Annotated in this window: 9 protein-coding genes; 1 reads left to right on the forward strand and 8 read right to left on the reverse strand. The window is 37.7% G+C overall.

Translation table 11 applies throughout. The features are described from left to right. Positions 1–3 precede the first annotated feature (3 nt). From polX to zapA, 3 genes are all read right to left on the reverse strand, one after another. Positions 4–1,716 (reverse strand): DNA polymerase/3'-5' exonuclease PolX, encoded by a 1,713-nt coding sequence (gene polX / locus OC533_RS02330; RefSeq protein ID WP_194323406.1) that lies wholly within the window; start codon positions 1,714–1,716, stop codon positions 4–6. A gap of 92 nt (positions 1,717–1,808) precedes the next feature. Next, a complete protein-coding gene (locus OC533_RS02335; RefSeq protein ID WP_003766594.1) occupies positions 1,809–2,351 on the reverse strand; it encodes a CvpA family protein in 543 nt (180 codons plus the stop codon). Beyond that, a complete protein-coding gene (gene zapA / locus OC533_RS02340) occupies positions 2,351–2,614 on the reverse strand; it encodes a cell division protein ZapA (RefSeq protein ID WP_003761872.1) in 264 nt (87 codons plus the stop codon). The genes OC533_RS02335 and zapA overlap by 1 nt, the downstream gene beginning before the upstream one ends. A 153-nt stretch (positions 2,615–2,767) precedes the next feature. Here zapA and rnhC point away from each other — a divergent pair, with 153 nt between their 5' ends. Next, complete coding sequence (gene rnhC, locus OC533_RS02345) at positions 2,768–3,694, forward strand: ribonuclease HIII (RefSeq protein ID WP_194322598.1); 927 nt, start codon at positions 2,768–2,770, stop codon at positions 3,692–3,694. Between the two features lie 37 nt (positions 3,695–3,731). On the opposite strand, the gene OC533_RS02350 is transcribed toward rnhC, so the two are convergent. The 5 genes from OC533_RS02350 to OC533_RS02370 all read right to left on the reverse strand — a co-directional run bounded on the left by OC533_RS02350 (position 3,732) and on the right by OC533_RS02370 (position 12,403). Further along, entirely contained in the window at positions 3,732–4,406 is a 675-nt protein-coding gene (locus OC533_RS02350) for a uracil-DNA glycosylase (RefSeq protein ID WP_070753268.1), read from the reverse strand. A gap of 105 nt (positions 4,407–4,511) precedes the next feature. After that, the gene (locus OC533_RS02355; protein WP_194322292.1) at positions 4,512–7,712 is read right to left on the reverse strand and encodes an MMPL family transporter; all 3,201 of its coding nucleotides are present in this window, start codon (positions 7,710–7,712) and stop codon (positions 4,512–4,514) included. Between the two features lie 16 nt (positions 7,713–7,728). Continuing rightward, positions 7,729–8,181 (reverse strand): MarR family winged helix-turn-helix transcriptional regulator, encoded by a 453-nt coding sequence (locus tag OC533_RS02360; protein ID WP_033533107.1) that lies wholly within the window; start codon positions 8,179–8,181, stop codon positions 7,729–7,731. 96 nt (positions 8,182–8,277) lie between these two features. Next, positions 8,278–11,688: an ABC transporter permease gene (locus OC533_RS02365; protein ID WP_194323405.1), complete on the reverse strand. Its 3,411-nt coding sequence runs from the start codon at positions 11,686–11,688 to the stop codon at positions 8,278–8,280. 13 nt (positions 11,689–11,701) lie between these two features. Beyond that, a complete protein-coding gene (locus OC533_RS02370; protein WP_003761859.1) occupies positions 11,702–12,403 on the reverse strand; it encodes an ABC transporter ATP-binding protein in 702 nt (233 codons plus the stop codon). Positions 12,404–12,433 lie beyond the last annotated feature (30 nt).

A 12,433-nucleotide genomic window follows, 5' to 3' on the forward strand; every position in this document is an offset into this window, starting at 1 on the left:
AAGTTATTTATTCTGTAAAAATTGTTTAAATTCTGCGGCTGATTTTGTATTCAGGATTGCAGATTTATCTAGCCAAGCTTTCGTTGCAGCACGGACTCCAATCGACATAAAATCGAGATGTTTCGTATCGTGCGCATCCGTATTAATTGCGATTGGCACACCTGCTGCATGGGCCATTTCTAAATGCTCCCGGTTTAGATCAAGTCGCTGTGGATTGGCATTTAATTCTAGCGCTGTGCCTGTATTTTTTGCAAGTTTGATTAGTTCTTTCATATTAACATGATATGGTTTTCTTTTCACGACAATTCTACCTGTTGGATGAGCAATCAGGCGCACATATGGATTTTCACAGGCTGTTTTTAGTCGTTTCATAATCTCTTCTTCTGATTGTTGGAAACTGGAATGAATCGATGCGATAACGAAATCTAACTGTTTTAAAGTGTCATCATCAAAATCCAGAGAGCCATCTGCTAAAATATCCATTTCAACGCCAGAATAAACGTTAATTTCCGGATAATTAGCAGCTACTTTTTTAATTTCTGCTTGTTGCTCAAGTAATCTCTTCTCATCCAGACCATTGGCTACTCGTAAAAATTTTCCATGATCAGTAATGACCATGTACTCATAACCTTTAGCGATACAAGCTTCAATCATCTCCGGAATCGCGTAAGCTCCGTCCGACCAAGTTGTATGCATGTGTAAATCACCGCGAATATCACTTAACTCGAGGAATTTCGTATCTTTTGTCACCCGTTCAATTTCTGTACCATCGCGCCGTACTTCTGGAGGTAAAAATGGAATATGAAAGTGTTTAAAGAACGTTTCTTCTGATTCAAAATGACGCATACTTCCATCTTCTTGCTCCACACCATATTCACTTATTTTTTCGTTCGATTGTTTGGCTAATTGGCGCATTTTGATATTATGATCTTTGGAACCGGTAAAATGGTGCAAGGTTGTTGCAAAAGCTTTCTTTTCTACTAAACGAAAATCTACTGAAATTGTAATGTTATCTTCTAGCACAGCTGATACTTTTGTTTCACCTGCCCCAATAACATCTGTAATCAGAGGAAATTCTAGTAATGCTTTTTGAACGTCTTCTGGTTTTTCAGTAGCAATAACGTAATCCAAATCTTTGACTGTTTCTCGTAATCTACGTAAACTGCCTGCTTGAGCAAAGGTTGCAATTGCATCTATGCTAGCTAGGTAATCTTCTACTTTTTGAATGATTGGTAACACATCATTTAGTGGGTATCTATCAGGTCGTTCGCCCATTTCGCGCACTGCTTCTGCCATTTTTTCCGCAGACTTTTTACCGAAACCTTTTAATGCTTCAATGTGACCGTTCCGAGCCTCTTTAAGTAATGTATCTTTATCTACTACGCCTAATTCATGGTAAAGACGTGATAATTTTTTACCACCAAGTCCTGGTACATCTAAAAGTGGAACGAGGCCAGCTGGCACTTCTTTTTTTAGTTCCACGAGTTCTGGGCATTCGCCGCTGTCCAAATAGCGTTGAATAATCTCACCCGTCGTTTTTCCAATACCGCTAATCTTAGTAAAGTCTTCAATTTCCGCCAGACTTCTGCTATCTAGTTCAATTGCTTGCGCGGCTTTTCGGAAAGCCGATATTTTAAAGCTATTTTCTCCTTTTAATTCCATATAAGTGGCAATTTCCTCAAGTAAACGAATGATTTCTTTTTTATTAGTAGCCATCTTAATTCCTCCCTCGCATGGTCATTAAAAAATACCAGAGAAATCCTATCCAAAATTGGCTAAGAGTATACATCTGGTATCGAATGTTTCTTTTATTTTGGCAGAATATCTGTCATCCAGTCATAAAATTGTTCGGACAAAATTGGCGTATTTTCAAGCATCCACTGAGCAACCGTCGAGCTATCAATGAGGTTTTCAGACCAATTTGCCGGATAAATTGCCATGACGAACAAAACAATAAAAATAATTAAATAAGACTTAATAACACCAAAAACAGCTGCTAATAATCCATTGATTTGACGCAACACTGGGATTTTAGTCAAGCCACCAACAAGGGAAGCGAGCATATGCACAACAATGATTGCCACAATGAAAATAATCGCAAAGCCAAGTACATTGTAGTAAGCTGTTTCTGTTCTTAATTCTTGTAAAATAATGGATAATCCATCTGAAGTATCACTACCTGGATAAGGTATAAAAGTTAAATGTGGCGCTAAATCTTCGTAATACGTATACGAGATAAAAAATGCCAAAATATAACCAAGTAATAAAATAAGTTGTTTGATTAGGCCTGTTCTAAATCCTGCGAAAAAGCCGCAAACAAGTAAAATTAAAATAATCGCATTTAAAATCATTAATCTCTTCCTTTAATTCGAGCCAGTTCTTGTTCCAACTCTAGATATTTTTGTTCTAGTTTTAAATAATCGTGAGTTGCATTCACAGCTGTTAATACCGCGAGCCTACCACTATCTAGCGCATGATTTTGGGAGCCAATTTCGTGCATTTTTTCATCAACTTGACGAGCTACTTTTCGTAAGTGGTCAGCTGTTTCTACGCCAACAATCGTATATTCTCTACCATAAATTGTTGTCACTACTTTATTTCTCTCATTTGCCACGTAAATTCCTCCTCGCCCAAATTCATTTAGGCCGCTACTTGTCATAATCTTATCACGAAAAAGCTGGAAAGAAAAGAGTCAACCACCCGTTTAACAGATATTCAGTCTTTCGTCGTAGTATGTTACAATAGAACTTTGAAAGGATGATGCCTTATCGCAAATACAGTTATCATAGTTGATCAATCAACACTCGAAAAAATGAAACAAACTTATCTTCCCTTTTCAAGCCCAAAACTCCCACCTGGAGCCGTTTTCGCGGCAAAAAAACCTGGTGTTTCGATTACTGGCTACAAATCTCGTAAAGTAATGTTCCAAGGAGTCAACGGAGAAGCTGAAGCAAAAAAATGGGTTGCGACTCTTCCAGAAGCAAAAACGAAGGCGCCGAGTGTTTCTAAAGGCGTTCTTCCAGCGAACTTTGCCGCCAAAAATGTTATTGGTTCAGATGAAGTCGGTACTGGTGATTTTTTTGGTCCAATTACAGTTTGTGCAGCTTATGCGGACGCTGAAATGATGCCACTTTTAAAAGAGCTTGGTGTGAAAGATTCAAAAGCCATGAAAGACCCAGAAATTTGCCGAATAGCAGAGAAAATCATGCCAATCGTTCCCCATAGTGTGCTACTTTGCCCTAATCCTAAATACAATGAACTTCAAAAAAGAGGCATGAACCAAGGCCAAATGAAAGCATTACTACATAACCGTGCTATTGAAAATGTCCTAAAAAAACTTGCTCCCATAAAACCAGAAGCGATTTTAATTGATCAATTTGCTGAAAAAAATACTTACTATCGATATTTAGCAAAAGAGCCAAGTATTATTCGAGAAGATGTATTTTTCGCAACGAAAGCAGAAGGACTTCATCTTTCAGTGGCAGCAGCTTCAATTATTGCTCGATATAAATTTGTGCAAGCCTTTGATGCTATGTCAAAAGAAGTTGGTATCTCGCTTCCAAAAGGTGCCGGACCACACGTGGACGTTGTTGCAGCAGAAATTATTGAACGATTTGGACTAGAAACATTAGCTAAATATACCAAACAACATTTTGCTAACACAGAAAAAGCCTTGAAAATTGCTAAAAAATGAAAAAACGCCCCGTCAGATAAAGACGAGGCGTTTTTAATTATATAGAAGGAATTTGCCAATCAATTGGTTTGATGCCATTTTGCTCTAGGAAGTGATTTGTTTTTGAAAAATGTTTGCATCCCATAAAGCCGCGTGAAGCTGAAAGTGGGCTTGGATGAACGGATGTGAAAGCAATGTGTTTTGGATTTGTGAGTAGCTGTAACTTCTCTTTTGCATTGTTTCCCCAAAGTAAAAAGACAACGGGTTCTTCTTTCTGGTTAATCATTTCAATAATGCGGTTTGTTAGCAGTTCCCAACCTTGGCCACGGTGCGAATTGGCTTGACCAGCGCGAACGGTAAGAACTGTGTTCAGTAAGAGCACGCCTTGATCCGCCCATGGTATCAGATAGCCATTGTTTGGAATCTCACAATTTAAATCATTATGTAATTCTAAATAAATATTTTGTAACGATGGTGGAATTTGAACACCTTTTTGGACTGAAAAAGAAAGACCGTGTGCTTGTCCTGGTCCGTGGTATGGATCTTGACCAAGTATAACTACTTTTACATCTTTATAAGCCGTGTGTTTTAAAGCATTAAAAATATCATACATATCAGGAAATACTCTTTTGGTTTGGTATTCATTTTTTAGGAACTGGCGAAGTTTTAAATAGTATGGCTGGTTAAACTCATCTTTTAATAACTCATCCCAGTCATTTTCGAGTTTTATCATTTGCTTCCTTCCTCCTTTATTCATCTCTATACCCATCTTAGCAAAATAACTTTTTAAATTAAACTAAAAACCGCACTCCTCGATTAAAGGAATGCGGTTTGTTAATTATTTTTTCGGTGGTACGTTTTCTTGATGATCGCCTTTTCTTGTGATAAATGGCCACCAATTACCACGACCGAATAGTTTAACCATAACTGGTACGAATAGTGGTAAGATAACGATGGCGTAGAGCACTAAGCCAATCAGAACTACTGTTGCGATTTCAAGTAAGGAAAGAACTCCTGCTGGCATCATCGCGGCGAATGTTCCACCGAGAATGATCACTGCGCTGAAGATAACGCCACCCATATTTTTCATCGCTTTTATCATTCTATCGCGAACGGAAAGCCCGTTATATTCATTAAATCGTGACATAAGGAATATCGAATAATCGATACCGAGTGCGACGAGTACAACAAATCCGAAGAACGGGGTTGCCCATGTTAGTCCACTATAGCCGAGAATTCGCATAAAGATTATTTCTGCAAATCCAAGTGCCGCAAAGTAAGTTAATACGAGTGATGCGATAAGATAAATTGGCATTACAAGTGAACGTAAAACGATAACTAGGGTTACGAATACACTGGCTAGAACAATAACAAGTACTAAATGATAATCGGCTGTCGACATATCTCTTGTATCGTAGTTAGCGCTAGTCATTCCGCCAATACCAATTTTGGCATTTTCTAGTTTTGTGCCTTTCATACTAGCTGCGAGTTGTTCATTAATGTCATCTATGGAATCCATTGCTCCATTCGAATATGGATTTTTTGTCAAAATAACATTAATCGTAGCTAGTTTTCCATCAGAAGAAATGTATTGGTCTAGTACTTTTTGGAAATCAGCATTTTTTAATAGCGCATCTGGTACGTAAATTCCAGAACTTGCGTAAGGAACTTTCGACCAATCATCAATAAGTCCGTTCGCTGTGTTTAGACCACTTTCAACTTTTCCTAATCCATCAGCTCCTGAAGTTAAGCCATTTGTTAGTTCACCCATTTGCCCGCTAATTCCGGCAAAACCTTCTTTTAGTGCACCTTGCCCTGCTGCAATTTGAGATAGGGCGTTAGAGATTTCAGGCATTTTAGAAACAACTTGACCTTGACCGTCTGCGGCTTTATTTAGGCCGTTTTCTAATTGATCAAGTCCAGTTTCAATCTGACCAAGTCCAGTGCCAAATGCGCTTAGGCCGTCTGAAATTTGTTTGGACTGTTCATTTAATTGGTTCATTGCGGTTGCTAATTGTTGAATACCTTGATTTAGTTCTTTCATTTTTGCTTGAAGAGCGGCCATTTGTTGTCCTGCAGCTGTTTTTAGTTCATTACCAGCTGTTTGTAGACCTTGTATATCAGCCGCTAGTTTTTGGAATTTAGGATCGTTTCTTACTTCTGGATGTGCTGCTGCGAATGTTTGGAACGATTCCCCGATTTTCTTAAACTGTGCTTCGAGCTTGGATGTGTCAATTGCTGGTGAATTGGGATTTCCAAAGCCTTTTAATTGATCTGCTACATTTTGCAAGTTTTTCTGAATTTCTACGTAACCTGCTTGAATTTGTGCTTCTCCATTTTGAAGTGAAGCGAGTTGTGACTTGGCTTCTGCTACTCCTTGTTTTAAATCTCCTGCACCAGTTGCGCCACTTTCAATTCCTGTTTGAATTTGAGCGAGTGCAGCTTGAAGTTGATTGATGCCTTGCTCGGTTGCCAGGGTACCTTTTTGAAGGTCGCCAACTCCAGCAACTGCTTTATCAAGAGCTGGTTCTGATTTTTTAAGTTCTGAGCTAGCAGAATCTAAGCCTTTTTTGACTTCACCTACTCCATCAGTTGCTTGTCCAACGCCATCATTTACTTGTCCAGCTTGATTTTTAATGTAAATATCATCGACACGTTTTCCTGCTGGACGTGACGCGCTCATAACCATATCAATACCTTTTAAGTGAGATAAATCATCGGAAATTTTTTCAATTTGCGCAATATATTCTGTTGTACGCATGTTATCGTCATTTTCGATAAAAACTTGTGTAGGCGCGACTTGTCCTGCTCCAAAACTATCTGAAACGATTTCAAATCCTTTTTTAGAAGGATACTTATCACTAATTTCATCTAATGAGTTAAATGATTCTGTTCCTGTATGCAGTAAAATTGGCGGCAATGTGATAGCTGCAACGATGAGTAAAGCAATCCATGGTCTCGCAAATGTGAATTTCCCAGCAGCTCCCCACACTTTATTTTCTTTATGGCTAATATTTTTATTTAATGGCCAGAATAAATGGGTTCCGAGCGTACTCATAAAGAATGGTACGAGTGTATAAAGTGCTGCGAGTAAGACGACAATACCGACACCAACAGCGACTGCGGAACGATATAAATCAAATTGAACGAAATAAAGCGAAGTGAAGGCAACGAGTACAGCTACACCACTATAAATAACTGTTTTACCCGCTGTACGATAAGTTGCATGAACAGATTCTCGTGGATCTAGCCCTGCTCCCATTTCTTCTTTAAATCTACTCATTAAGAGAATACAATAGTCCGTCCCAATCCCAAACATAATACACACCATAAATATTTGCGTATAGGTCGAAACAGGGAAATTAAAGATGTCAATTAAGAAAGCGACCGTGCTTTGTGCAACGAGATAACTTATTCCTACAGTTAAAAGTGGAATGAACGGCGCTACTGCAGATCTAAATACAAGGAATAATACGACTAAAATAAAGACAACTGTGATGCCTTCTGTCTTATGTAAACCGTCTTCTGAACCTTGAACAACATCCTCTTGAATTAATTTATTTCCTGTTAAGTAAGTATCAACGCCTTTAACATCCATTTTTTTGTCTAAAGCGTTTCGAATGCTTTTAACAGAGGCATCTGTGTCATCTACAGTTAGACTTGCTACCATCGTTTTACCGTCTTTTGATAAGAATTTATCTTTTAATTCGGGTTGATTAAAACTTGATACAACGTTGGTTACGTGAAGTTCATCTTTATTTTTGTCAATGGAATCTAGTGATTTTTTAATATTGTTTAACTCGGTCCCAGTTAACTTGTGGTCAGCTGTGTACACCGCAATGTATGCTGAACCTTTGTCATCCGGATTGTGTTTCTTTTGCATTTCTGTCGCAAGTGATGACGGATAACCATCAGGCAGCTTTAATTCGCCTTTTTCGCGTACAAGATCTGCCATGGGTGGTGCGATAAACATTAATACGACTGCTGCTGCAAGCCAAAATGCTAAAATGGCCCAGCGGAGTTTCATAATCCATTTCATGCCAAATCTCTCCTTTTTATTTTTTCGGTTTGACAACTGACTTGGTAATTTTTTGAAACAACTCAAAAAATTGTTCGCTGTCTTTTTCCCCTAGAATTTCAAGCCATTCATTTACGAGTAACTCTAATTGTTTTTCACACTCTTCGTAAACGCTATTCCCTTTTTCTGTGATGGTTAAAACAACGGCGCGTTTATCATGCTTGTTTCGTTCTCGTCTAATGTAGCCTTTTTCTTCTAGTTTTTTTAACTTTGGTGTAATTGCGCTTTTATTTACATTTAGACAAGCAGAAAGTTCTGTAGCACTTATTTCATCACCAGTAGCTATTTCTCGCAATACAAAAAATTGTTCAATCGATAAGTCTACTGTATTAGCTGAAATTTCAGAAATAGCCTGATGTATATGTGTCATCGCGAATATGTAAGTTTGTTGGTAACTCTTTATCAGTTGTTTCACTTTTTGCTTTTCCAAATAAAGTTCACCCCCTTAACTATTTCCAAGTTTAAGCTTTATTTATTTTGAAGTCAAATGAAAAGAACTTGCTTAAATAGCAAGTTCTTTTCAAGGTTATTCTACGGATTTAAGTGCTTCAATCATATCAATTCGTTTAAGTTTAATGTGCATCACAACCATGACGATGGATGCAAAAACAAGGGTAAGAATGCCGGAGAATAGATAGCTTGTCCAATCAATTGCAGGGCTGAACATCATTTGATCGACTTCTGCAGTCGTGATAATAAATCGGTGCAAGAAGAAGCCAAGGATAAATCCAGCGACAATGCCCATCAAGGTTAAAATGATATTCTCACGGTAAACATACATTGTCACTTCTTTTGGATAAAAACCGAGTACTTTGATAGTGGAAAGTTCCCTGATACGCTCTGATACATTAATATTTGTAAGGTTGTATAAAACGACAAAGGCTAGTAGTGCTGCCGATGTAATTAATACGACAATGACAATATTTAAACTATCTAGAGTATCCGTTAGCATCGAACTTATATTGTTTGAGAAAGTAATCGTTAAAATAGATTTACTATCTGTTAATTTTTCTGCGAACTCAGTTTCTACTTTTTCAGAAGTGTCTTTAAGCATTAATAAATCTAAATTGTAACTAGGTTTTTCGTCAAATATTTGTTGATAATACGTTGGTGTCATGTAAATATAGTGCATTGCATAGTTTTCTGTAATAGCGCTAACTTTGATTTTGTACTTATCGTTCTGCGCATTTTTTACAGTAATCGAATCGCCTGGTTTTATATCGAATAATTTAGCTAGTTTTTCACTAATTATTGCGCCATCATCTGTTAGCTTTTCTGTTGTGTGACTAGCACGGTCACGCAACACGATATAGTCTGGTAATTCGTTTAAATTTTTAGGGACAATGATGGAACTCGCTTGTGCAGATTGCCCTGATTTGACTGCATCTATATTTGTTTGCGACATCGCTAGTTTACTTTTGATATTAGAACCTTCCATTAGGTTATCGTACGTTTCTTTTGCTGTTGGTGGAGCGCTCATATCTTGATAAACTGCTGCGTCATATTTCATTATTTGACCGTACTGCATTTTAGCTATATCACTAATGGAATTTCGCAGTCCAAAGCCAGTAAGAATTAGCGCTGTACAACCAGCAACACCGAGTACTGTCATCAGCATCCGTTGTTTGTAGCGGAAGAGATTTCTTGCTGTTACTTTGCTCGTAAAATTCATTCGTTTCCAGATAAAGCTAATTCGTTCTAAGAAAATTCGTTTGCCGATTTTTGGCGCTTTCGGGCGCATTAATGTAGCTGCATTCGCTCTTAGTTCTGCCCGACATGCTGCATATGCGGTGAAAGTCGTACAGAATAATGCTACACAAACGGATAATAAACTGTAACCCCAGTAAAATCCAATGTCGACAGCTGGCATTTCATACATTGTTTTGTAAGCATTAAAGATAATATTTGGGAAAAATTGGAAACCGATTATAATTCCAACGATACTTCCGCCAATACTTGCAATCGAACCATAAACAAGATATTTCAAAATGATGCTACCGTTCGAATAACCAAATGCTTTTAATGTTCCAATTTGCGTTCTTTGTTCTTCAACCATTCGAGTCATTGTTGTTAAACAAACAAGTGCTGCGATTAAGAAGAAAAAGATTGGAAATGCTGTGGATAAAGAAGTTAAACGATCGGCATTTTCTTTATATTCGCTATAACCTGGATTATCGTTACGATCAAGGACATAGTATTTCGGTAGTTTAAGTGCATCGAGTTTTTCTTGGCCAATTTTAACGTCTTTTTCGGCGCTAGCTAATTTGGCTTCGGCTGCCTTTTTCTCTTTTTCAAATAGTGCGAGGTTTTTATTGTATTCTGCTTGCCCACTATTTAATTTTTTTAGCGCATTTTGTAATTCTGCGGCGCCTGTCTCTTTGCCGTCAGCCAATTGTTTTTTAGCGAGGGAGATTTTTTCTTGACCGGCTTGATATTTTGCTACTCCTGCTTGATACGCTATTTTTGCTTGCTCAAGTTGCTGTTGTTTACTAGCTAGTGTTTTTTCGCCTTGCTCTATTTTTTGTTTTTCTTCATCTAAAACTGTTCGAGCCGATTGATAGGCTTTTTCACCTTCAGCAACTTGTTTAAGTGCAGCGTTCAGAGCTTCCCGGATTTGTGCATCGCTAATGGCTCCATTTTCATAATCATCGAGCAAAGTGTTAATGGCTTCTTCGTATTCAGCGAGTTCTTCATCTGAAATATCAAGTTCTGAGGTCACCATATTGATTGCATTAGTTAAGCTTTCTCGGTCGATGTCAAAATCAGTTAAATCTGGTTGTTTTAAAGCATTTTCTAAGGTTGATCGCGCATTTTTTAAGTATCCATTTGCTGTATTGAGGAGATTATTGGCCTCATTCCATGCAGCTAGGCCTTCTTTTAATTCTCTTTCAGCTTGTAAAATGGCTTCTTCGCCTTGATTAATCTGCATTTTTGCGGCATCTAATTGTTTTTTTGCGTTCGCTAGTTCCGCTTCACCAGCAGCTATTTCTGATTCACCTTGTTTAATTTTGGTATTATAGCTAGCCTTGGCAGCATTGTACTTGGAAAAGCCTTCATCCAATTGTGCTTTTGCAGCATCTAGTTTGGCTTGATTTTTTTGTAGTTCTGCTTTTCCTTTATTGATTTCAGCTGTGGCATCATCTAATTTTTTTTGTTCGCTCGTTTTAATTTTATTCAGTCGTTTTTCTGGTTGTCCTGCTAAAGCTTGCTCCACTTTTTTGTTATCTTTTTTCTCCGTGCGAATGTAAGCATCACTAAAAGCTTCTTTATCCGCTAGATTATTAAAAGTGAGACTGGCAATAGTGTATTCAGGCAAATCAAAATCTTGTTCTGGAATCACACCGAAAGCGTCTGTTTTTCCTTTTCCAACAGTACTTGATCCCCGTTCGGATTTTTGGATGTATGCGGGTGAACGAACAAAGCCAACTACTTTATACGTTGATTTTTTAAGTGTATGGGTTAATTCACTTCCATCATTTTTAACAAAAGTTACTTTGTCGCCGATTTTGATGTTGTCTTGAATAACTTTGTTGTTATCCAGAGCAATCTCACCTGATTTTTCCGGCAAACGACCACTTACTACTTTATATTTATTTAAATTATCACTTGCAGAGCTTGAATATAATTTTGTAACAATGTTGTTTTCTTTCATTAAAGTATCTGCTGTATATCCTAAGTCTACTTGAGCGACTCCCGAAATACCTTCTAAAGCTTCTTTATCCGTATCATCTAGTCCATACGTTGACTGGACATTGAAATTGGCGAGTTGATACTTATTAAAATAATTGTCTGCTGTTAAAAGCATATCCGGTCCAGTTGCTTTTAGTCCGGAGAAAAAAGCAACACCTAACATTATCAGCATAAAAATTGAAATAAAGCGGCTTTTTGAATGCCATATTTCTCGGTAGATATCTTTCCATAAAGCTGAACGTTTCAATGCTTGCTCCTTTCTACCATTCTAAATCATCAATGGACATTGGTTCCGTATTTTCTTTGATGCTCCGAACTTTTGCATTATTAATTTCAATTATTCGGTCTGCAATTGGCGTAATCGCTGTATTGTGGGTGATAACAATAACTGTTGTACCAGTCTTTTCACAAGTTTCTTGTAATAATTTTAAGACTGATTTACCCGTATCATAATCAAGGGCGCCAGTTGGTTCATCGCATAAAAGCAATTTGGGTGCTTTAGCTAATGCTCGAGCAATTGCAACCCGTTGCTGCTCACCGCCAGATAACTGAGCCGGGAAGTTATCTAATCTATGACTCAAGCCAACTTGGGTTAAAACGGTTTCTGCATCTAATGCATTTGGCGCTATTTGCGCTGCTAATTCAACATTTTCTTTGGCAGTTAAATTAGGCACTAAATTGTAAAATTGGAAAACGAATCCGACATCCGTGCGGCGATATTTAGTTAATTGTTTTGCGTTATATTGAGCAATATCCTGGCCATCTACCATGATACGCCCTTCACTGGCACTATCCATTCCACCAAGGATATTTAATACGGTAGATTTCCCAGCCCCTGAAGGCCCAACAATAACTACAAATTCCCCTTTTTTAATTCCAAAATTAATTTTATCATTAGCTGTCACAACATTTTCGCCCATTTGATAGAATTTAGATACGTCCTTCATTTCTACATAGGTCATTTTTTTTCGTCCTTCTTTTGTTTGTCATAT

It is taken from the genome of Listeria sp. Marseille-Q6474 (assembly GCF_946902005.1).
Lineage (GTDB): Bacteria > Bacillota > Bacilli > Lactobacillales > Listeriaceae > Listeria > Listeria innocua.

Coding starts and splice junctions, on each gene's coding strand:
- OC533_RS02355 (WP_194322292.1), bottom strand. CDS start 7,712: ATGAAATGGATTATGAAACTCCGCTGGGCCATTTTAGCATTTTGGCTT.
- OC533_RS02350 (WP_070753268.1), bottom strand. CDS start 4,406: ATGATAAAACTCGAAAATGACTGGGATGAGTTATTAAAAGATGAGTTT.
- OC533_RS02335 (WP_003766594.1), bottom strand. CDS start 2,351: ATGATTTTAAATGCGATTATTTTAATTTTACTTGTTTGCGGCTTTTTC.
- OC533_RS02370 (WP_003761859.1), bottom strand. CDS start 12,403: ATGACCTATGTAGAAATGAAGGACGTATCTAAATTCTATCAAATGGGC.
- polX (WP_194323406.1), bottom strand. CDS start 1,716: ATGGCTACTAATAAAAAAGAAATCATTCGTTTACTTGAGGAAATTGCC.